The organism is Roseateles koreensis, assembly GCF_028595305.1.
GTDB classification, from domain to species: domain Bacteria; phylum Pseudomonadota; class Gammaproteobacteria; order Burkholderiales; family Burkholderiaceae_C; genus Paucibacter_A; species Paucibacter_A koreensis.
The window spans coordinates 59,427-79,780 of record NZ_JAQQXS010000013.1 but is presented as its reverse complement, the minus strand read 5'-3'; the positions used below and the strand labels follow the sequence as shown (position 1 = coordinate 79,780).

18 protein-coding genes are annotated in these 20,354 nt (G+C 64.9%); 14 read left to right on the top strand and 4 right to left on the bottom strand.

The features are described 5' to 3' along the window. Positions 1-12: 12 nt before the first annotated feature. The 4 genes from PRZ01_RS14765 to PRZ01_RS14750 all read right to left on the bottom strand — a co-directional run bounded on the left by PRZ01_RS14765 (position 13) and on the right by PRZ01_RS14750 (position 3,544). Positions 13-936: an SAM hydrolase/SAM-dependent halogenase family protein gene (locus PRZ01_RS14765; RefSeq protein WP_273597563.1), complete on the bottom strand. Its 924-nt coding sequence runs from the start codon at positions 934-936 to the stop codon at positions 13-15. A 151-nt stretch (positions 937-1,087) separates the two neighbouring features. Continuing rightward, a complete protein-coding gene (locus PRZ01_RS14760) occupies positions 1,088-1,855 on the bottom strand; it encodes a substrate-binding periplasmic protein (RefSeq protein ID WP_273597562.1) in 768 nt (255 codons plus the stop codon). 186 nt (positions 1,856-2,041) lie between these two features. Next, positions 2,042-3,109: an FAD:protein FMN transferase gene (locus PRZ01_RS14755; protein WP_273597561.1), complete on the bottom strand. Its 1,068-nt coding sequence runs from the start codon at positions 3,107-3,109 to the stop codon at positions 2,042-2,044. A gap of 18 nt (positions 3,110-3,127) precedes the next feature. Further along, complete coding sequence (locus PRZ01_RS14750) at positions 3,128-3,544, bottom strand: c-type cytochrome (RefSeq protein WP_273597560.1); 417 nt, start codon at positions 3,542-3,544, stop codon at positions 3,128-3,130. 274 nt (positions 3,545-3,818) lie between these two features. Between PRZ01_RS14750 and nosZ the strand changes: the two genes are divergently transcribed. The 14 genes from nosZ to PRZ01_RS14680 all read left to right on the top strand — a co-directional run bounded on the left by nosZ (position 3,819) and on the right by PRZ01_RS14680 (position 20,335). Continuing rightward, positions 3,819-5,753 carry a TAT-dependent nitrous-oxide reductase gene (gene nosZ, locus PRZ01_RS14745; protein WP_273597559.1) on the top strand — a complete coding sequence of 645 codons (1,935 nt, stop codon included), beginning with the start codon at positions 3,819-3,821 and terminating at the stop codon, positions 5,751-5,753. A gap of 157 nt (positions 5,754-5,910) precedes the next feature. Next, positions 5,911-8,565 (top strand): NosR/NirI family protein, encoded by a 2,655-nt coding sequence (locus PRZ01_RS14740; protein ID WP_273597558.1) that lies wholly within the window; start codon positions 5,911-5,913, stop codon positions 8,563-8,565. Next, positions 8,562-9,890, top strand: coding sequence for a nitrous oxide reductase family maturation protein NosD (locus PRZ01_RS14735; RefSeq protein ID WP_273597557.1), 1,329 nt, complete (start codon positions 8,562-8,564; stop codon positions 9,888-9,890). The genes PRZ01_RS14740 and PRZ01_RS14735 overlap by 4 nt, the downstream gene beginning before the upstream one ends. 7 nt (positions 9,891-9,897) lie before the next feature. Then, entirely contained in the window at positions 9,898-10,845 is a 948-nt protein-coding gene (locus PRZ01_RS14730; RefSeq protein ID WP_273597633.1) for an ABC transporter ATP-binding protein, read from the top strand. Further along, a complete protein-coding gene (locus PRZ01_RS14725; RefSeq protein WP_273597632.1) occupies positions 10,845-11,669 on the top strand; it encodes an ABC transporter permease in 825 nt (274 codons plus the stop codon). The genes PRZ01_RS14730 and PRZ01_RS14725 overlap by 1 nt, the downstream gene beginning before the upstream one ends. Then, the gene (locus tag PRZ01_RS14720) at positions 11,666-12,226 is read left to right on the top strand and encodes a nitrous oxide reductase accessory protein NosL (protein ID WP_273597556.1); all 561 of its coding nucleotides are present in this window, start codon (positions 11,666-11,668) and stop codon (positions 12,224-12,226) included. The genes PRZ01_RS14725 and PRZ01_RS14720 overlap by 4 nt, the downstream gene beginning before the upstream one ends. A 4-nt stretch (positions 12,227-12,230) precedes the next feature. Next, positions 12,231-12,884: a nitrous oxide reductase accessory protein NosL gene (locus PRZ01_RS14715; protein WP_273597555.1), complete on the top strand. Its 654-nt coding sequence runs from the start codon at positions 12,231-12,233 to the stop codon at positions 12,882-12,884. A 180-nt stretch (positions 12,885-13,064) separates the two neighbouring features. After that, on the top strand, positions 13,065-13,490 hold the full coding sequence (locus PRZ01_RS14710; RefSeq protein ID WP_273597554.1) for a c-type cytochrome: 426 nt from the start codon (positions 13,065-13,067) through the stop codon (positions 13,488-13,490). Positions 13,491-13,502: 12 nt separating this feature from the next. Continuing rightward, the gene (locus PRZ01_RS14705) at positions 13,503-14,927 is read left to right on the top strand and encodes a cbb3-type cytochrome c oxidase subunit I (RefSeq protein WP_273597553.1); all 1,425 of its coding nucleotides are present in this window, start codon (positions 13,503-13,505) and stop codon (positions 14,925-14,927) included. Positions 14,928-14,932: 5 nt separating this feature from the next. Next, positions 14,933-15,769, top strand: a complete 837-nt coding sequence (locus tag PRZ01_RS14700) for a CbbQ/NirQ/NorQ/GpvN family protein (protein WP_273597631.1) — start codon at positions 14,933-14,935, stop codon at positions 15,767-15,769. Then, positions 15,762-16,739, top strand: coding sequence for a 4Fe-4S binding protein (locus PRZ01_RS14695; protein ID WP_273597552.1), 978 nt, complete (start codon positions 15,762-15,764; stop codon positions 16,737-16,739). Before PRZ01_RS14700 ends, PRZ01_RS14695 begins: the two co-directional genes overlap by 8 nt. A gap of 2 nt (positions 16,740-16,741) precedes the next feature. Next, the gene (locus tag PRZ01_RS14690; RefSeq protein WP_273597551.1) at positions 16,742-18,610 is read left to right on the top strand and encodes a nitric oxide reductase activation protein NorD; all 1,869 of its coding nucleotides are present in this window, start codon (positions 16,742-16,744) and stop codon (positions 18,608-18,610) included. Positions 18,611-18,740: 130 nt separating this feature from the next. Further along, positions 18,741-19,448 (top strand): Crp/Fnr family transcriptional regulator, encoded by a 708-nt coding sequence (locus PRZ01_RS14685; protein WP_273597550.1) that lies wholly within the window; start codon positions 18,741-18,743, stop codon positions 19,446-19,448. Positions 19,449-19,630: 182 nt separating this feature from the next. After that, positions 19,631-20,335, top strand: coding sequence for a Crp/Fnr family transcriptional regulator (locus PRZ01_RS14680; RefSeq protein WP_273597549.1), 705 nt, complete (start codon positions 19,631-19,633; stop codon positions 20,333-20,335). Positions 20,336-20,354: the final 19 nt, after the last annotated feature.

Sequence of the window (20,354 nt, the reverse complement as noted above, 5' to 3'; positions counted from 1 at the left end):
GGGCTCCGGGTTTCAATGTGCTTTGCTGACGTCGAGGTGCCAATCCGCACCCGACTGGATCTTGTGCAACTTGGCGAAATTGCCCTGGTTGATAGCCACCGACAAGTTCAGCAAGCTGTTCACATAAACCATCGGCTTGCCCGGCGCCACGCCGCCGAACGAGTTTTCGAACGGCGCCACCACCTGCGCCACCAGGCGCTTGCCTTGGTAGAAGCGCACGCGCAGCTTTTCACCGGGCTTGAGGTTCAACCCATCGAGCATGGACTTCGGAATATTGCTCCAGACGTTGCCGAAATTGACATCCAGCACGGGGATGTTGCCCGCCAAGGTGTCGCCCTGGCGCTGGGGCTTTTGGTAGTCCAGCTTGACCAGACTGGCAACGTCCAGCGCGGGGCCGACTTGCTCAAAGCTGATCTGCCCCGAAGCCAGCCGGGCGCCGGTGTAGGCGTAAACGTCGCGCCCATGGAAGGTGTAGCTCTCGGCGGAGCCGGGCAGGCGGTTGACGTTTTCATCGATCTCGCGCAGGGCTTCGACGCCATCACGCTCGCCCACCAGGGTATAGAGCCCGTTGTTGGGGCCGACGTAGTAGTGCCCCGTCTTGGTCTTCAGCACCACCGACTTGCGCAGCGTGCCCACGCCGGGGTCCACCACGGTCACGAACACCGAGCCCTTGGGCCAGTAATTGGCGGTTTGGTACAGCCGGTAAGCGCCCGTCCAGATGTCGAAATCAGGGATCTGATGGCTCAGGTCGGACACATTCAAGCCCTCGTCCACCCCGAAGGCCACGCCGCGCATCGCCGACACCGCCCCATCGGCCTGGCCGAAATCAGTCATCAACACCAAGGGCGTGCGTGCCTGCGCCCAACCCATCGTCAGCGCCAGCGTCGCGCCCAGCAACAGCGCACGGCCGCCTTGTCCAAATGGCTTCATGTTCATTTTCAATAGCTCCAACTAGCTTTTGCGGCAAATGCTGGATTACACCCGAGAACCCGCATGCGCAGACCCGCCGAGACCGGCTCACGTCGCAGAGTCAGTACAAACCCTGACATGAACTGTGGCACCCCTACCGCAACTCAAGCCCATGCGTTCACGGGTGGCTGGGCCAGGACCACTCCGGCACGCCATAACGGGCCAGGATTTCGGCAAGGCGCCCCGATTTGCGCAGCTTGAGCATGCCGGTTGAAAAAATCTGTGCATACCCCTGTGCCTTGGCCAGTTTGGGTGAAATGGCCATATAGGCATAGGTCGGCGCGTCGCAACCGGCCACTCGCGCCGCCAATTTGGGGTGCTGCTTCAGCGTGTAGCTGATGAGGTTTTCTTCCTCGACGAAGGCGTCGATGCGGTCCAGCATCAAGCGCCGGATCATGCGCTCGCTGAGATCGTCTCCTGCGTGCAGGTCAAACCGCTTGGGCTCTTGCTTCATCAATTGATCCCAAGCCGGCCCGTAGGCGTAGTCCTTGATGATGCCGATGCGATTTGCCGTTAGCGATGCCGTGCCGGTATAGCTCCAGGCGCTGCCCACCTTCGCGTAGACGCAAAAACGGTTGCGTGTGACGGGTACATCTGGAAACACAAAGTCCGGCGCTTCTTCGTGGAAGGTAGACGGCGTGGCGGTGTAGATGCCGGCGCGCACATCCAGCAGCGCCCGGCTGTAGTTCTCATTGACCAGGCGCACGCGGTGGCCTTCGGCCGTGAAGATGGCGCGAATGATGTCCACCGCAAAGCCCTCTTGCGCAGAGCCGGCCTTGCAACTGAAGGGGCACCAATACTCGGGCGAGGCGAGCACGATCTCGTCCGCCCGTGCCGCGCCGACCAGCATCAAACCCACCAGCAAGGCCAGAAGACGCCGGCCCATCATGGAACGGCCAGGGCCGTCGGAGCACCGAATTGAATTTGCATGTCCTTTTTCATCCACCCGCCCGGCGTTTCAGGGATTCTTGAAACGCCGGGGCTCAACAAGTCCGTGTAATTTGCCAATTAGCAACCTGGCGAACTGTACGTCACGGTCGGGTGGATGTGGGTCAAAAAAGGCTCGGCGAACTCAGCCCTTACGCAGCGACTGGCGCATGCCGGGCGAGGCCCAAAGGGTTTGGTCGCGCTCGACAACAAGAAACTCGACATCGCCCTTTTGCCGCGATCCCTGATTTTTTGCCAGCGCCCGTTCACCGGCCAGCTTGCCGCCAATCATGAACACCGCGCCCATCCCATTGACGGCATCGACGTCGCGGGCCAGCAAGCTTACCCCGCAGGGCCCCTGGCTGGGGCGGCCATTGCGCGGGTCCAGGATGTGGTGCTGACGCACCCCGTCTTGAATGAAGCAACGCTCATAGTCGCCACTGGCCGCCAACAAGCCCTGGCCTTCTAGCGCCAGCACGCCCAAGACCTGGCTGGGGTGGCGCGGGTCGCGCAAGCCCACCCGCCAAGGCCGGCCCTGCGTGCGCCCGAGGTAGAACACATCGCCGCCGCCGTTGATCAGGGCATTCTGCACACCCTGCGCCTGCAGCTTGCGCAAGCCTGCGGCAAGAATAGGAAGCTTGGCCACCCCGCCCAAGTCCAGCGCCATGCCGGCGCGGCGCAGGTAGGCGGTGCTGGCACGCGCGTCGAGGTGCAAACCGTCGGTGCCGACCAGCGCCTGCTCCCGGGCGAGTTGGGCCGGGCGGGGCATGCCGCCCGTTTGCCCCGGCTCGAAGTGCCAGCTCTTCAAGGCACCGACCGTCATGTCAAACAGCTCGTCGCTTCGGCGGTTGAGCGCCTGCCCGGCTTGCAGCACCTGCATCAATTCAGCGGGCACAGGCACGGCGCCAAGGCCCGCAGCGCGGTTGACCGCGCTCAGCGCACTGCCCGGCTCATAGCGGCTCATCATGGCGCTGAGTCGGGCAATCTCCGCAAAGGCGCTGTCCATGGCCCGTGCCAATTCAGGCGCAGGCAAGCCTTCGGCCACCATGTCGATCTGCGTGCCCAGCAACGCGCGCGAATCACGCCATTGCGACACCGCTGGCGCCAAGGCCAGCGCCTGTGCAGGACGACTCCCCGACCAGCCCACGGCCAGCAGCGGGATCGCCCAGGCGCAAGTCCGTCGGGACAGGGGTGCAGCGCGGGTCAAGGGCATGCTGTTCACCGTCAAACTTTACTGAGACAAAGACACCATGTGATCGACGGCCGCCTTGACCTCGTCATCGCTGAGCGTGCTGCCACCGCCGCGCGCCGGCATCATGCCTTTGGCCCCCGTGAAGCCTTCAAGCGCGTGCTTGTAAAGCACTTCTTTGCCCTGGGCGATGCGCGGACCCCAATCGGCCTTGTCGCCGGGCTTGGGAGCGCCCGCCACACCCGCGGCATGGCACATGGCGCAGACCTTGCCAAAGGTGCTCTTGCCCAAGATGTTTTCTGCGGCCGGGGTCGGTGCGGGTGTCACTGCAGCCACCGGGGCACTTGGAGCCGTTGGCGATGCTGTGGGTGAGCTTGGCGCAGCGGATTCTTTTTGACCGCAGGCCGCCAACATAACAAGGCAGGCCGATGCCACTACAAGGGCGATATGGGAACGCATGAATTCCTCCTGAATGGGACGTAGGCAGCCATTCTGCGGAGTCACCGATGTTTGCGAAAGGCCCGCGCCGCGATATTTGCGGCCCGCCGTATTGAATTTGATTTTCTTGAACCAGTTCAAGGCCCATGTATCTGCCTTGGGCAACCATTCGCCAGCCTCACTCAAGGACCCAACCCCCCCCGGCGCTTCGGTCCAAGTTCGCGACCGCCTCACGTTTCATGTCGCGCCGCATCAGGCGCCCCATTCAAGTTCCAACTGACGAGGACTTTTCCCCATGAGCGACAAGAAAATCAACACCGAAGAAATCGGCCAACCCGCACTCGGCCGCCGCCGTTTCATGAACAGCGCGGCCCTGGCCGGCCTGACGCTGGGGGCCGTGGCCTGCAGCGACAAGCCCGGCACCGCAGCACCCGCCAGCGCCTCCGGCCCCGCGCCAGCGGGCCATGAAGGCGGCGTGGCCAACGCCACCCACCTCAAGCCGGGTGAGTTGGACACCTACTACGGCCTCTGGAGCGGCGGTCACACCGGCGATATGCGCGTGCTGGGCATGCCCTCGGGCCGCGAAATCCATCGCATTCCCTGCTTTGTGCCTGACGCACTGGTGGGCTGGGGCCTGACCAATGAGTCCAAGAAAATCATGGGCACCAAGGCCGACGGCAGCCTGAAGTACACCGTTGCCGATACCCACCACACCCACGCCTCCTACAAGGACGGCAACTACGACGGCCGCTACGCCTGGATCAACGACAAGATCAACAGCCGTATCGCGCGTATCCGCTTGGACTACTTCATCTGCGACAAGATCACCGAGCTGCCCAATGTGCAGGGCTTCCACGGCATCTTCCCGGACAAGGCTGACCCAGTGGACCCGAAGATCAACTACACCACCCGCGTGTTCTGTGGCGGTGAGTTCTCCACGCCCCTGCCCAACACCGTGGGCAGTGAAGACGGCAGCACCTACCACTCGCTGTTCACCTGCGTGGATGCCGAGAGCATGGAAGTGCGCTGGCAAGTGCTGATCGACGGCAACTGCGACCTCACCGCCACCTCCTACGACGGCAAGCTGGCGGCGACCAACCAGTACAACACCGAGATGGGCGTCAAGTACGAGGACATGATGTCCGCGGAACGCGACTCCTGCCTGTTCTTCAACATCGCCCGCATCGAGGCTGCGGTCAAGGCAGGCAAGTTCAAGACCTACGGGGACTCCAAGGTGCCCGTGGTGGACGGTACCCGCGCGTCCAACAAAGACGCCAAGACCGCGCTGACCGCCTACGTGTCCGTTCCCAAGAACCCGCACGGCGTGAACGCCAGCCCGGACGCCAAATACTTCATCTGCGCCGGCAAGCTTTCGCCCACCGGCACAGTGATTGAGCTCGCCAAGATGCTGGATTACTTCGACGGCAAGCTGGAGTCACCCGACAAGGCCATCGTGGCCGAAGTCGAGTTGGGCCTGGGCCCCTTGCACACCGCCTTTGACGGCCGCGGCAATGCCTACACCACGCTGTTCCTGGACAGCCAGATCGTGAAGTGGAACATCGAGGCCGCCATCAAGTTCCACGGTGGCGACAAGAGCGCCAAGTACGTGGTGGACCGCCTGGACGTGCAATACCAACCGGGCCACTTGAGCGCCAGCCAATCTGAAACCCGGGCTGCCGACGGCAAGTTCCTGGCGGTGGGTTGCAAGTTCTCCAAGGACCGCTTCCTGCCCGTTGGCCCGCTGCATCCTGAGAACGAGCAGTTCGTCGACATCTCGGGCGACAAGATGGTGCTGCTGGCCGACCACCCGGTGCGCAGCGAGCCGCACGACTTCATCATCTTCAAGCGCGAACTGCTGAGCCCCAAGCAGGTCTACCAGCTGGACGAGTTCCCCAATGCGATCAAGGACCCCAAGGAATCGGGCGTGTTCCGCAAGGGCAACAAGGTCGAGGTGCGTTTGACCTCGCAGGCCCCCGCGTTCAGCATGCGTGAGTTCAAGCTCAAAAAGGGCGATGTGGTCACCCTGACCCTTACCAACTTGGACAAGGTCGAGGACTTGACCCACGGCTTCGCCATTCCCAAATACAACGTCAACTTCATCGTCAACCCGCAGGAAACGGCCTCGGTGACCTTTGTGGCTGACAAGCCCGGCGTGTACTGGTGCTACTGCACCCACTTCTGCCACGCCTTGCACCTGGAGATGCGCACGCGCATGATCGTCGAAGCGTAAAAGCAAGCGCAAAGGTTGCGTCGTTTGCCATCGTGCTGTCGCGGTGGATTCGATGCAGCCCTGTCCTGAGGAGGCGGTCTCGAGCCCCGCCGTCCTGCCGCCGGTGCCGCCCTGCACCTCAAACAGAAGTGCGGCGCCGGCCTTGTTGAAAGAGACCATGTTTTCGCGATGCCACTCCTTGGCGGCCCTGCTGGAGCGATGCTCCTGCATGGCCGCATTTTTGCTGCTGCTCGGCCTGGGTCTGGGCGCGAGCGGTGCCCACAGCGCGTCGGGCGGCGGCGCCTATGAGGCGCAGTTGCCCGCCGGCCTGCAGCAGGCCAAGGACATGTGCGCCCTGCTGCCCTGCACCGAGGTGTTTCCCGGCGCGCGCAGCTTCTCCGATCGCCTGGGCTCACCACCCTATGTCGAAGCCTATGGCCCCCCCGACGCCGCGGGCAAAAAGCCGCTGCTGGGCTATGTGATGCTCTCCACCGACATCACCGACACGCCGGCCTACTCCGGCAAGCCGGTGGTCACCTTGATCGGCCTGGACAAAACCGGCCACTTTGTCGGCACCAAGGTGCTCAAGCACTCCGAGCCCATCTTGCTGCTGGGCATCCCGGAGTCGGCGCTGCTGAATTTCAACAAACAGTACCTGGGCAAGTCGGTGTCCGACAACCTGGAGATTGGCCAGTCGCGCCCCGATGAAGGCGTGCTCGGTCTCGATGCCATCTCTGGCGCCACCGTCACGGTGATCGCACAGAACCAGGTCATGCTGACCTCCGGGCAGGCCGTGGCCCGCCAAGTGGGCATCTTGCCGCCCATTCAACGCGAGACAGCACGCTTCGAAACGAACGGCAAGCCCCTGAGCTGGGCCGACCTCAAACGCCTGGGCGCCGTGCAGCAACTGCGCGTGCGCGCGGAGCAACTGGGGCTGGACCACAGCGACCAGCCCTTCATTGAACTCTGGTTCGGTGACCTCAACCACCCCGATGTCGCCACCAGCCTGCTGGGCGCGCACGGCTGGCAGCAATTGCAAGCCAAGCTCAAGGCGGGCGAACATGCCGTCTTTGTGCTGCGCAGCGCGGGCGTGGAGTCATTCAAGGGCTCGGGCTTTGTGCGCGGCGGCATTTATGACCGCGTGCAACTCAAGCAGGGCGGCGACTCCTTCACCTTCCGCGACCTGGACTACCTCAACCTCTACAGCCTGCAGGCGGCGGGTGCGCCGGACTTCAACGAGTCGGCCATCTTCATCGTCCGCAACCCCAGTTTCTCGCCGGCCTATCCATGGAAGCTGACCTTCCTCGGCAACAAGGTGGACCGCGCCACGGGCACGCGCAGCTTTGTTAATTTCGACGCCCAGGTCTGGCTGGATGACAAGCTGCTGCAAGGCGGCCGCCCTGCCTTGCAAGAAGCCGCTGCGCCCTGGGTGCGGGTCTGGAAAAGTCGCGCGCTGGAGATCAGCCTGTTCGCCGTGCTGCTGATCGCCGTGACGGTGGTCTACGCGCTGCGCGAGCGCCTGACCCGCCTCGCCACGCACAAAAACAAATGGCCGGTCGAGGGTTTCAAGTACACCGCCTGGGCCCTGAGCATCGGCTTTGTCGGCTTCGGCGCCATGGCCCAGCCCTCGATCACCCAGGTGCTGACCTGGTTCCACTCGCTGCTGTTCCAGTGGACTTGGTCGCTGTTTCTCAGCGATCCATTCATCTTCCTGTTCTGGATCTTCATCATCCTGACGGTGTTCTTGTTCGGCCGCGGCTTGTTCTGCGGCTGGATGTGCCCGTTTGGCTCGCTGTCTGAAGCACTCTACAAAGTCGCCGGCAAGATCGGCCTGAAGCGCTGGCAGGGCCACTTGCCACGCGTGTGGCACGACCGCCTCAAGTGGGTGAAGTACGGCGTGTTCTTCGGCCTGCTAACCGTGTCCATGTTCTCCATGGGCCTGGCCGAGATGCTGGCCGAGGTGGAGCCCTTCAAGACCACCTTCCTGGTGGGCATCAGCCACCGCGCCTGGCCTTACGGGCTCTTTGTCTGCGTGATTCTGGGCGCTTCGCTGTTCATCGAGCGGCCGTACTGCAAGTACATCTGCCCGCTGGGCGCGGCGCTGGCCATGCCCAGCACCTTCCGCTGGTTCGGCCTCAAGCGCAAGCAGGACTGCAACAGCTGCAAGGCCTGCGCCGTGGGCTGTGGCTCCCTGGCTATTGACGCGGCCGGCCGCATCGACCACCGCGAATGCCTGCACTGCCTGGACTGCATGATTCTCTACACCGACGCAAAGGGCTGCCCGCCCCTGGCCAAGGAGCGCAAGCGCCGCGAGCGCGACGGTTTGCTGATCACCCCGATCGGGGCAAACGGCTACTTCATCCCCATCGAGCCCATGCCGCCGATGAATGCCAAGGTCGCCGCAGGCCCGGACCCGCGCATGCCCACCGACCCGGCCATGCCCGCGCACAAAACCAACGCCCGCGGCCTCAAGTGGCTGGCCCTGGAGCTTTGGGACCATCTCTGGCCCTGGAATGCCGGCGCCTTCGCCTCGCAACGCGCGCTGCAGATCGCAGGCTTCTCCCTGGCCATTGCGGCCAGCATGGCTTGGCTGCTGGCGGGCAGCGGGCGGCTCTCTCAGAGCGCCATCATCGGCTGGTGGTTTGGCTGGAGCGTCTACGAGGTGCTGATCCGCCTGGCCGGCAAGCGCTATGTGAAAGACGGCCCCTGGTGGCGCGCCAACTACCGCCGCGCCAGCGTGATGGACATGCTCAGCTACGTCGGCTTCAAGAACTTGCTGATCGGCGCCGTCTTGTTTATCGGCATCAAGTCCATGGGCGGCCTGTTGGGATGAAGCGCCATCGATTTCAGCACGGCCTGGCGCTGTTGCTAACGCTCTCCCTGCTCGGCGCCGCCGGCGCAGCTGGGGCAACCACGCTGCGCGTACACCCCGGAGAGTCGCTGCAGCAGGCGCTGGACGCTGCTGCGCCGGGCGACACGGTGGAGCTGGCGCGTGGGCGTTATGTAGGCAACTTCGTGCTGAGCAAGGCCATCACCCTGCGCGGTCTGAACCGCCCCACCCTCAGCGGCGCCCAGCAGGGCGACACGCTCAGCGTGACGGCCCCGGACGTGACGATCGATGGCCTCATCGTGAGCGACTCCGGTGACAGCCTGAAAGACCAGAACGCCGGCATCTACATTCACCCGGGTGCCCACCGGGCCGTGGTGCAGCATTGCGACCTCACCTACAACCTCTTCGGCCTGTGGATCGAAAAAGCCAACGATGTGCGCATCGAGGGCAACCTGATCACCGGCAAGCGCGACTACAACAGCGCGCAACGGGGCAACGGCATCCAGCTCTACAACACCACCGGCGCGCGCATCCTGCGCAACAACATCGGCTTCGTGCGCGACGCGCTCTACATCGACGTGTCGCACCACGCCATCTTCCAGGGCAACAAGCTGCATCACAGCCGCTACGGCAGCCACTACATGAACTCCTACTACAACCTGTGGGAGGACAACGACAGCTACTACAACCGCGGTGGCCTGGCCTTGATGGAGGTACGCGACCAGGTGGTGCGCGGCAACCGCACCTGGGGCAACTCCGACCACGGCATCATGCTGCGCACCCTGCAAGACTCGGTGGTCGAGAACAACATCATCGCGGGCAACGAGCGCGGCCTCTTCATCTACGACGTCGAGTACGCCACGCTCAAGGGCAATCTGATTGTCGGCAACCGCATCGGCGTGCACCTCTCGGCCGGCTCCACCCGCAACACGGTGGAGGGCAATGACTTCATCGGCAACCGCGAGCAGGTGCGCTATGTGGGTGCACGCGACGAGGTCTGGGGCTGCGCCGTGCCCAAGGAGCGCGGCAAGGCCCCCGACCCGAGTCAGTGCGCCGGCAACCACTGGAGCAACTACCTCGGCTGGGACCGCAACGGCGACGGCATTGGCGATGTACCCTACGAAGCCAACGACATGGTGGACCGGCTCGCCTGGCGCTACCCCAGCCTCAAGCTGCTGATGGCCAGCCCGGCCATCCAGGCCCTGCGCCTGGTGGGCCAGCAATTCCCGGTCCTGCGCGTGCCCAGCGTGATCGACCCCCGCCCGCGCATGCAGGCGGCACACAAGCAATGGAGTGAATGGCGTGACAAATATTTCCCGGGGCAATAAGCCCGGCATGGACGCCAACGCCGCGATTGCTTTGCGCGGCGTCAGTAAGCAGTACGGCGCGGTTCATGCCGTGACGGAGGTGGACTTGTGCGTGCAGCGCGGCGAGATCTTCGGCCTGATCGGCCACAACGGTGCCGGCAAAAGCACCCTGTTCAAGATGATGCTGGGGCTGGTAGCGCCCAGCAGTGGCGAGATCCTGATCGACGGCAAGTCCATCAGCGGCCGCGACTTTCGCGCCACGCGGCGCAGCCTCGGCTACCTGCCCGAGAACGTGGTGCTGTACGACAACCTCAGCGGGCTCGAAACCCTGCAATTCTTCGCCCGGCTCAAAGGCGCGCCCTTGAACCAATGCCAGCCCACCCTGGAGCGTGTCGGCCTCGGCTCGGCCGGCCAGCGGCCGCTGCGCGAGTATTCCAAGGGCATGCGCCAGCGTCTGGGTTTCGCGCAAGCGCTGCTCGGCAGCCCGCGCGTGCTGTTTCTGGATGAACCCAGCAACGGCCTCGACCCGCAAGCCATTCGCGATTTCTACGCCACCTTGAACGAGCTGCGCAACACGGGCGTGACGGTGCTGATCACCTCCCACATTCTGGCTGAATTGCAAGAGCGGGTGGACCGGCTGGCCATCATGTCGGCCGGCCGCATCCAGGCGCTGGGCACGGTGCAAGCCCTGCGCGAGCAACAGCAAGCGCCGCTGCATATCGAACTGGTGCTGGCCAGCGAGGCGGATGCACTCGTCGCCAGCCCCTTCTTCAGCGGCGTGCCAGGGTTGGGCGTACAGACCACGGCGCAAGGCACAACACACAGCCTGGTGCTGACCTGCCCACGGGCCAGCAAGATGGCCGTACTGGGCTTGGCCGCGCAACTGGGCAGCCGCCTGCTGGACCTCAAGATTCAGGAGCCTTCATTGGAAGACGTGTTCTTCGGTCTCGGCGACGCAAGCCGGAGGGCCGCATGATGGAAGCACAACAAATCCTCACCCTGGCCGCCAAGGAATTTCGTGACCGCATGCGCAACCGCTGGGTGCTGGCGGTGGCCTTGGTGTTCACCCTGTTCTCGCTGGCCATCACGTATTTCGGCGGCTCGGCCCAGGGCCAGATCGGGCCGCGCTCGATCGAGTTCATCATCGCCAGCCTGGTCAGCCTGGTCATCTACCTGATCCCACTGATTGCCCTGCTGCTGGGTTTTGACGCCGTGGTGGGCGAGCGTGAGCGCGGCAGCCTCGACCTGCTGCTGGCCCTGCCCATCACACGTCTGGAATTGCTGCTGGGCAAATACCTGGGCCTGGCCTCAGCCCTGACGCTGTCCACGCTGGCGGGCTTCGGGCTGGTGGCGGGGCTGCTTTACCGCCAATTCGGCTGGGCCGGGCTGTACCACTACCTGGGCTTTGTGCTGAGCGCCGTGCTGCTGGGCTTGGCTTTTTTGAGCTTGGCGGTGCTGCTGTCGGTGCTGGCACGTGAGCGCACCCGCGCTTCGGGCCTGGCCATCGCACTGTGGTTTTTCTTTGTGCTGGTGTTCGACCTGCTGCTGCTGGGCCTGCTGGTGGCGGGCGCGGACGGCAGCAGCTGGCTGAGCGGCGATGCGCTGGCCTACCTCATGCTTTTAAACCCGGCGGATGTATTTCGCATCCTCAATATTTTTTCGCTGGAGGACATGCGCACGCTCTACGGTCTCGGCACCCTGGTGCCACCGGCCATGGCCAAGCCCTGGCTGATGGGACTGGTGATGGGCGCCTGGATCGTTGTGCCGCTGGCTCTGGCCCGTTGGAGATTCCGCTCATGAATGAAGTGACTCACCCACTGCATCGGACCTTGCGGCACCCCCTGCAGCGCCGCACCTTGTTGCTGGCGCCGCTGCTGACCCTGGCGCTGGCCGCCTGTGGCCGCGATGAACAAGCCTCGCCGGTCGGCCCGGTCGAAATCGACGCGCACACCACCTGCGATCTGGACGGTATGCTGCTGTCCGACTACGCCGGCCCCAAGGGGCAGATCCACTACGTCGGGCAGGCGCAGCCGGTGTTCTTCTGCGACACGGTGGAGCTGTTCAACACGCTACTGCGCCCCGAGCAAGTCAAACCGCTGCGCGCCGTTTATGTGCAAGACATGGGGCTGGCCGACTGGGATCAGCCGCACGGCCATTGGTTCGAGGCGAAAGACGGCTTCTTCGTGCTGGGCAGCAAGCGCCACGGCTCGATGGGCGCCACGGTGGCCAGCTTCGTGCGCGAGGACCGGGCCCGGGCGTTCATGAAGGACTGGGGAGGCCACCTGCTGCGCTACAGCGAGATCAAGGCCGACATGGTGGACCTCAGCGGCGGCGCCCTGCACGACGGCCGGATGTAAGCACATGCCTCCCGCCGCCGCATTTGCGCTGAACCGGCGCCGCCTGGGCCTCACCGGCTTGCTGGTCGCCTGCTCAGGCGCGGCCGGTGTGCTGCTGGTGCGCGTTGCCTTTGCAAAGAAATCGACCTCGCCAGGGGCCGCTGGAAACACCGAGATCACGAATGAGATCTGCGTGCTCGCCCCGCCCCGGCCCTACGACCCGCATTCGGGCCTGGGCTTGCTGCAAGCCCGCCCCGTCCCCGCCGACGCGCGTTGCCCGGTTTGCGGCATGGTCCCGGCGCACGCGCCCGAGTGGGCGGCGCAGCTGATTTTCAGCGATGGCGCCACGCAATACTTCGACTCCCCCGTGTCCCTGCTGATCTATCTGCAAGACGTGGCCCGCTTCGCGCCCGGGCGCAAAGCCACCGATGTGGCCGTGCGTTATGTGCGCGACAGCCGGGACGGCCATTGGCTGGTGGCCGAGCAGGCCTACTTTGTCAGCGGCTCCAACGCCTTGGGCCCCATGCGGGCCGGCAACCTGCCGGCCTTTGCCGATGCCGCTGCCGCGCAGACCTTTGCCCAGGCACGGGGCGGGCAGGTGCTGCGCCTGGACGAAATTGCGCCCGAGCTGCTGCGCCGCCTCGACCCCCGGTCGCGGCGGGTCCACGCCGAGCACTGACGCGCAACAACGCTGGCGGCAAAGGCAGCGGCTGCGGCACTGTCCACAACAACTGCAGCGTCCGCGACACGGTCCGCCGTACGTTGGGTGGCCGTCGCCTTTTTCCTTGTTCCGGTTCAAGGACAGCGCCGGCGCCAATCCCTAGTCTTGCGCCATCTCCATTCGACCCAGAGGATCACCATGAGCCGAGGCTTCACCAGCCAGATGGCGCGCAACATCTTCTACGGCGGCACCTTGTTTTTCGTGCTGCTGTTTGCCGCGCTGATCTTTAACACCGAGCAACGCATTCCGCAGCGCTCCAACGCCGCCGCCCTCACGCCCGCCGTGGTGCGGGGAAAGCACATTTGGGAGGCCAACAACTGCATTGGCTGCCACACCATTCTGGGCGAAGGGGCTTACTTCGCGCCGGAGTTGGGCAATGTGTACACCCGCCGCGGCCCTGAGTTCATCAAGGCCTGGATCAAGGCCCAGCCCACGGGCGCCCCGGGCCGCCGCCAGATGCCCAACTTCCATCTGAACGACCAGCAGCTTGACGACCTGGTCGAGTTTCTCAAGTGGACCAACGGTATCAATACCGAAAAGTGGCCCCCGAATGTGGAAGGTTGAGGAGAAGCAACAATGAAACCCACCACCCTCAAATACAAATCGCAGGCCGTTGCCAAGCTGTACTTCATCGGCGCCTTGGCGCTGTTTGTCGGCCAGATCGTCTTCGGCATCACTTTGGGCCTGCAGTACCTGATCGGGGATCTGATGTTCCCGGCCATTCCCTTCAACATCGCCCGCATGGTGCACACCAATCTGCTGATTGTGTGGTTGCTGATGGGCTTTATGGGCAGCGCCTACTACCTGGTGCCTGAAGAGGCGGAGACCGAGCTCTTCAGCCCGCTGCTGGCGAAGATCCTGTTCTGGGTCTTCCTGAGCGCGGGCGCGCTGACCATCCTGGGCTACCTGCTGGTGCCCTACGCCACTTTGGCGGAGATGACAGGCAACAACCTGCTCGCCACCATGGGACGCGAGTTCCTGGAGCAGCCGCTGCCCACCAAAGCGGGCATTGTGATCGTGGCCCTGGCCTTCTTGTTCAACATCAGCATGACGGTGCTCAAGGGCCGCAAGACGGCCATCACCCTGGTGCTGCTGATGGGCTTGTGGGGCTTGGCGCTGATGTTCCTGTTCAGCTTTGTCAACCCTGACAACCTGGTGCGCGACAAGATGTACTGGTGGTTCGTGGTTCACCTCTGGGTGGAAGGCACGTGGGAGTTGATCCTCGGTGCGCTGCTGGCCTTTGTGCTGATCAAGACCACCGGCGTCGACCGTGAGGTGATCGACAAGTGGCTCTACCTGATCATCACCATGGCCCTGGTCACTGGCATCCTGGGCACCGGCCACCACTTCTTCTTCATCGGCCTGCCGGGGTATTGGCAGTGGGTGGGCAGTGTGTTCAGCGCGCTGGAGCCTGTGCCCTTCTTCATGATGACCTTGTTCGCCTTCAATATGGTGCAGCGCCGCAAGCGCGAGCATCCCAACCAGGCCGCCGTGTTGTGGGCAGTGGGTTGCGCGGTGATGGGCTTTTTGGGCGCCGGCTTGTGGGGCTTCATCCACACGCTGAGCCCCGTCAACTACTACACCCACGGTAGCCAGATCACCGCCGCCCACGGCCACCTGGCCTTCTACGGCGCCTATGTGCTGGTGGTCATTGCGATGATCAGTTATGCCATGCCCATCCTGCGGGGCCGCGAGGCCAATCCGCGCCGCGCCCAGAGCGTGGAGATGTGGAGCTTCTGGATCATGACCATCGGCATGGGCGTGATGGTGCTGGCCCTGACCGGCGCCGGCATCCTGCAGATCTGGCTGCAACGCATGCCCACCGAAGGCGCCATGGGCTTCATGGCCACGCAAGATCAGCTGCGCTTCTTCTACTGGGTGCGCCTGGCAGGCGGCGTGAGTTTCCTGATCGGCTTGCTGACCTACCTGAGTAGCTTCTTCATCGGCCCCGGCCGTGCTGAAGACGAGCTGCCAGCCGGCGCCCTGCCCCGGACCGCCTGATGGAAATGCACAGCGCCCGGCTACTCCAGGACGAAGCTCAGGCTCAATCTCAGGCCCTGGCGGCGCCCCCGTACTACGCGCCGCAGGGCGAGGAGTGCCGCCTGTTCGAGCACGCCCACGCCAGCCGCCTGCCCCTGCTCATCAAGGGGCCGACCGGCTGCGGCAAGACCCGCCTGGTCGAGCACATGGCGGCCCGCCTTGGCCGCAAGCTGATCACGGTCAGCTGCCATGACGACCTCAGCGCCGCCGATCTGGTGGGCCGCCACCTGATCCAGGGCGGCGACACCCGCTGGCTCGACGGCCCGCTGACCCGCGCCGTGCGCGAGGGCGCCATCTGCTATCTGGACGAAGTGGTGGAGGCCCGCAAAGACACCACCGTGGTGCTGCACCCCTTGGCCGACGACCGGCGGGTGCTGCCCATCGAGCGCACCGGCGAGCTTTTGCAGGCGGCGCCCGGCTTCATGCTGGTGATCAGCTACAACCCCGGCTACCAGAACCTGCTCAAAGGGCTCAAACCCAGCACCCGCCAGCGCTTTGTCGCCCTGGGGCTGGACTACCCCGCGCCCGCCGTGGAGCAAGCCATCGTCGCCACAGAGAGTGGCTGCTCACCGGCCGTGGCCGCCCAGTTGGTGCGCCTGGCCCAGGCCCTGCGCCGCTTGACCGAGCAGGATTTGGAAGAAACCGCCAGCACCCGCCTGCTGGTGATGGCCGCCCGGCTGCATGTGGCCGGCCTGCCCTTGCTGGCCAGTTGCCGCGCCGCCATCATCGACGCGTTGACCGACGAGGCCGAGACCGGCGCCGCCCTGCACGAAGTGCTGCGAGCGGTGATCGGCGATGCCTGAGTCGCTGTCAGCGGCGGCGCACAGCAAACGCCTGCAGCGCCGCCGCCGCGCCACCCAGTGGAGCTTCTTTGCGCTATTTCTGCTCGCGCCGGCTTTCAACCTGCTGCGCTTCGACCTGAGCGAAACCCAGCTCTGGGTGCTGGGCATGCGCTGGAGCCTGGGGATCGACGCACTGGCCCACGGCCAGGTCACCGCCACCGAGGCAGCCCTGAGCCTGATCCTGCGCGGCATCCTGCCGGCCATCGCAGGGGTGGCCCTCTTCATGGGCGTGGCCTGGCGCTGGGGCCGGCTCTACTGCGGCTGGCTGTGCCCGCACTTCTCGCTTGTGGAGGGGCTAAACGCCCTGCTGCACAAGGCCTGCGGCAAGTTCAGCCTCTGGGACGCCGCGCCCACCTTGCGCTCAGGCGAGCGCACCCAGGCACGCTGGTGGCCGGTGTTTGCCCTGAGCTGCGCCGTTTTTGGCTTTCTCTGGTCCATCACCCTGCTCACTTATTTGTTGCCGCCCAAGCTGATTTGGGAGGGGCTGTTGAGCGGCACCCTGACGCCCAACCAGGCCCGCTTCATCCTGATCGGCGGCTGCGCCTTCACGGCGGAGCTGCTGTTCGCCCGCCATCTGTTCTGCCGCTTCGGCTGCGCGGTGGGCTTGTTCCAAAGCCTAGCCTGGATGGCCAATCCGCGCGCCATGGTGATCGCCTTCAAACGCGAGCGCGCCAGCGACTGCCGCAGTTGCAGCACCGCACAGTCTCCCCAAGGCAATGCCTGCGACAACGTCTGCCCCATGCGCCTGCGGCCCCGCCAGATCAAGCGGCTGATGTTCTCCTGTGTGCAGTGTGGCCGCTGCCTCGACCAATGCGCCGAATCCAAAGACGGCCAACCCCACTTGCCCACGCCGCAACTGGCGTGGACGGTGGGTGTGGACGCCCTGCGCGAAACCCTCAAGCAACATCAACTGAACCGTCGAGATCAATAGCCATGGAAGAGTGGATTGGCGAACGCTGGCACCGCTTCATTACCGGCGCGGCCGACCGCAGCTGCGTGGCCGCCGTGGTGGAGCTGGGCAGCGTGCAGCAAGCCGTGGGCCTGCTCTACCGCGCAGCGGGCGGCGGGCACGCGGTGCGCATCGTGGCTGCGGCGGACATGCGCATCGGCGGTCCGCGCACCTGGTTGCAACGCCTGGCCGGCAGCGGCACCCGCGCCGCCCTGCCGCGCCTGGACAGCGAGACCCTGGCCCTGCCGCCACGCATCGCCCTGTTCAGCGACGCGGCTCTGAACCGCGACCTCTACCTCTGGCTCGCCGCCCTGGCCGCTGCCTTTGTGCCGAGCAGCGATGGCCAGCATTGGGCCGCTGACAACTTGGCCGCCTGCCGCCTGGCCCTGCAGCGTTGCCCCGGCCTGCTGCCACGCTGGCAACGCCTGCGAGACGCCCACCTGGCCCAGCGCCGCACCGATGCCGCCAGCCTGCACGGCCCCGCACTGGCGCTTGAACAAGCGCTGCAAGCCTTGCTAACGCTTGAACCCGACGCAAACCTTGCGCCTGCCATCCTGCCCACCAACCTGCAGCAGCCCGGTACGCAGCTGGCCCCGGTCTGGCTGTGGCTGCAGGCCGTACCGCCCACGGCCTCGCACGGCGCCAGCCAAGCCCGCCAAGCTCGCGCGGGCAGCGGGCCGCAGACGCCCGGCGAAACGGTAGAAGACAAAAAGCGCCGCCGCGCCCGGCAGGCCAAATCATCGTCCCAGCGCGCGCCCATGCTCCTGCCCTCGCGCACCGAGTCGCTCCAGGGCTGGAGCGAGCATGTACCCCTGGACCGCGGCAGCGACGAAGACCCCGATGACACGCAGGCCCAGGCCGCCGACGACATGGAAGAGCTGACGCTGGCCCGCGACGGCACCGCCGCCGCCGCCCGCATCAAGTTCGATCTGGACCTGCCCAGCGCCAGCGCCGACGACCTGCCGCTGGGCGCTGGAGAAAGCCTGCCCGAATGGGACTGGAAGCGCCAATGCCTGCTGCCCGACCACTGCCGCGTACAGCACCTGGTGGCCCGGCCCGGCGGCGCCCCTTTTCAACCCACGCCCCAGTTGCGCCAGACCGCCCGCCGCGTGCGCCGCCGCCTGGAGGTGCTGCGCGCAGCACCTCAGTGGCAGCGCAGTTGCAGCGAAGGCGAGGCGCTGGACCTGGACGCATTCGTGCGCCACCTGAGCACAGCCCACACCGGCACGGGCCCTGACCCACGCGTCTACGCCCGCCGCCAGCGTGGCGAGCGCAGCCTGGCCACCTTGCTGCTGGCCGACCTGTCCTTGTCCACCGACGCCTACGCCAACAATGAGTCGCGGGTGATCGACGTCATCCGCGACGCGCTCTACGTCTTCGGCGAAGCCCTGCACGGCTGCGGCGACCCCTTCGCCATGCTGGGGTTCAGCTCCGTGCGGCGCAACCAGGTGCGCATCCACCAACTCAAAAGCTTCGAGGAACGTTGGTCTGCCCCGGTGCAAGACCGGGTCGGCGCCATCAAACCCGGCTACTACACCCGCATGGGTGCCGCGCTGCGCCTAGCCACCCGCCGTCTGCAGGAGCGGCCCGAGCGCCAGCGCCTGTTGCTCTTGCTGACCGATGGCAAACCCAATGACCTGGACATCTACGAGGGGCGCTGGGGCGTCGAAGACACACGCGAGGCTGTGCGGGAAGCGCGCCGCGCCGGGCTGCAGCCCTTTTGCCTCAGCATCGACGACCAAGCCGAGCACTACCTGCCCCACCTCTTCGGGCATCAAGGCTGGGCCCGCGTCGCCCGTCCCACCGAACTGCCGCTCCGCCTAGCAAGCCTGTACGGACGATTGACGCGTTAGCGCGCTGCCCCCCCAATCCGCTGGCAGTCCGCCAGGGTCGAGTCGTTCTTGATCCGCATCAATTACGGTGCGCAGGGCAGTTCCGACAATCCCCTACTATCCCGCCCGCCCCGCCAACCAGGAGCATTCCATGGACCTGCGCGCATTCGATCTGCCCCGCTATCTCTCCGTACTGCCGCTGTTCAACCACCTGAATCCGGCGGAGTTGACGCGCCTCGCCGAGGGCTGCACGCTGCTGCGCTTCGGGCGCGGCGACAGCGTGTTCCGCGTTGGCCAGCCCTGCGAGGAGTTTTTCGTGACCGTGACCGGTCAGGTCAAAATCTTCGCCATCTCTCCGGCCGGGCAGGAAAAAGTGATCGAACTGGCAGGCCCGGGCGACAGCTTTGCCGAGGCGCTGATGTTCACCGACCGGGCCTACATCATCAACGCCCAGGCCTTGACCGACAGCCTGCTGCTGTCGGTTTCCAAGCGCGCGGTGCTGGCTGAAATCGACCACGACAGCCGCTTTGCCCTGCGCATGCTGGCCGGCATCTCGCGCCGCCTGCACGGCCTCGTCCATGACGTGCAGGCCTACGCCCTGCACAGCGGCGTGCAACGGGTGATTGGTTACCTACTGCGCGACCAACTGGCCGAAGACTGCGCCACCGGCGAGGTCATCACCGTCTCCTTGCCGGTCAGCAAAGCCACCATTGCCTCCCGCCTGAGCCTCACGCCAGAGTATTTCTCGCGGGTTCTGCATGAACTGGAAGTTGCCCAACTGATCGAAGTAGACAAGCGAGATATCCACATCCGCGATGCCGGCAGGCTGGCTTCTTATACCGGCGCACAACCCGTTTAAGAACATTCTTGAAACATAACGCCAATCGTCATCGTTCATGCGACCGAGGCGACCTAGTTCTCTCGAACTAGGCCCGGGCCGATCTTGATGCACGTCAAATTCCCGTGGTGCAGGCTGAGCAGAATCGCGGCCGAAGCGACTTCCTTCTCACGCCTAATCACGAGGTTCATCGCATGTTTCACATGTCCAGTCCAACCCGGCAAGAGCTGCCGCGCTATATGGCGATGCAGCCTCTGTTCCGCAGCTTGAACGAGGAAGACCTCGCGCGCATCACCGCCCAAGGCTGCAGCTTGTTGCGCCTGTGCCGCGGCCAGACCTTGTTTGGCGCGGGAGAAGCCTGCGAGCATTTTCACGTGGTGATTACCGGGCAGTTAAAGCTCTTTGCCCTGGCGCCGAATGGCAGCGAGAAGGTGCTGGAGCTTCTGGGGCCGGGCCAAACCGTGGGCGAGGCCTCGATTTTCGACAACCTGCCACAGGCCTTCGGCGCGCAAGCCCTGGGTGACACCTTGTTGCTGCGCATCCCCAAGATCGCCATCACCGACCAGATCACCCGCGACCCCAGCTTTGCGCTGCGCTTGCTGGCCGATGCCTCGCAACGCATTCATAAATTGCAGCGCGATGTGGAGAGCTACTGCCTGCACAGCGGGCTGCAGCGGGTGGTGGACTTTTTGCTGGAAAGCCGCACAGCCACGCCACGCCTGACCCAGCAACCTCACACGGTGTCGCTGCCCGCCAGCAAGGCCACCATCGCCTCCCGGCTGAACCTGAGCCCAGAGTACTTCTCACGCGTGCTGCGAGAGTTGGAGGATGAGGGCTTGATCCAGATTTCACGCCGCGACATCCACATCCTGCAACCCAGGGAGTTGGCGAGTTACACCCTACAGTGATGCGGCGCTTCTTCATCAC

Excerpts from the sequence above, each read along its gene's own strand:
- PRZ01_RS14690 (WP_273597551.1), top strand. The coding sequence starts at position 16,742 with ATGGAAGAGTGGATTGGCGAACGCTGGCACCGCTTCATTACCGGCGCG.
- nosZ (WP_273597559.1), top strand. The coding sequence starts at position 3,819 with ATGAGCGACAAGAAAATCAACACCGAAGAAATCGGCCAACCCGCACTC.
- PRZ01_RS14725 (WP_273597632.1), top strand. The coding sequence starts at position 10,845 with ATGGAAGCACAACAAATCCTCACCCTGGCCGCCAAGGAATTTCGTGAC.
- PRZ01_RS14695 (WP_273597552.1), top strand. The coding sequence starts at position 15,762 with ATGCCTGAGTCGCTGTCAGCGGCGGCGCACAGCAAACGCCTGCAGCGC.
- PRZ01_RS14685 (WP_273597550.1), top strand. The coding sequence starts at position 18,741 with ATGGACCTGCGCGCATTCGATCTGCCCCGCTATCTCTCCGTACTGCCG.
- PRZ01_RS14760 (WP_273597562.1), bottom strand. The coding sequence starts at position 1,855 with ATGGGCCGGCGTCTTCTGGCCTTGCTGGTGGGTTTGATGCTGGTCGGC.
- PRZ01_RS14730 (WP_273597633.1), top strand. The coding sequence starts at position 9,898 with ATGGACGCCAACGCCGCGATTGCTTTGCGCGGCGTCAGTAAGCAGTAC.
- PRZ01_RS14735 (WP_273597557.1), top strand. The coding sequence starts at position 8,562 with ATGAAGCGCCATCGATTTCAGCACGGCCTGGCGCTGTTGCTAACGCTC.
- PRZ01_RS14765 (WP_273597563.1), bottom strand. The coding sequence starts at position 936 with ATGAACATGAAGCCATTTGGACAAGGCGGCCGTGCGCTGTTGCTGGGC.
- PRZ01_RS14705 (WP_273597553.1), top strand. The coding sequence starts at position 13,503 with ATGAAACCCACCACCCTCAAATACAAATCGCAGGCCGTTGCCAAGCTG.
- PRZ01_RS14755 (WP_273597561.1), bottom strand. The coding sequence starts at position 3,109 with ATGCCCTTGACCCGCGCTGCACCCCTGTCCCGACGGACTTGCGCCTGG.
- PRZ01_RS14680 (WP_273597549.1), top strand. The coding sequence starts at position 19,631 with ATGTCCAGTCCAACCCGGCAAGAGCTGCCGCGCTATATGGCGATGCAG.
- PRZ01_RS14750 (WP_273597560.1), bottom strand. The coding sequence starts at position 3,544 with ATGCGTTCCCATATCGCCCTTGTAGTGGCATCGGCCTGCCTTGTTATG.
- PRZ01_RS14720 (WP_273597556.1), top strand. The coding sequence starts at position 11,666 with ATGAATGAAGTGACTCACCCACTGCATCGGACCTTGCGGCACCCCCTG.
- PRZ01_RS14700 (WP_273597631.1), top strand. The coding sequence starts at position 14,933 with ATGCACAGCGCCCGGCTACTCCAGGACGAAGCTCAGGCTCAATCTCAG.
- PRZ01_RS14715 (WP_273597555.1), top strand. The coding sequence starts at position 12,231 with ATGCCTCCCGCCGCCGCATTTGCGCTGAACCGGCGCCGCCTGGGCCTC.
- PRZ01_RS14740 (WP_273597558.1), top strand. The coding sequence starts at position 5,911 with ATGTTTTCGCGATGCCACTCCTTGGCGGCCCTGCTGGAGCGATGCTCC.
- PRZ01_RS14710 (WP_273597554.1), top strand. The coding sequence starts at position 13,065 with ATGAGCCGAGGCTTCACCAGCCAGATGGCGCGCAACATCTTCTACGGC.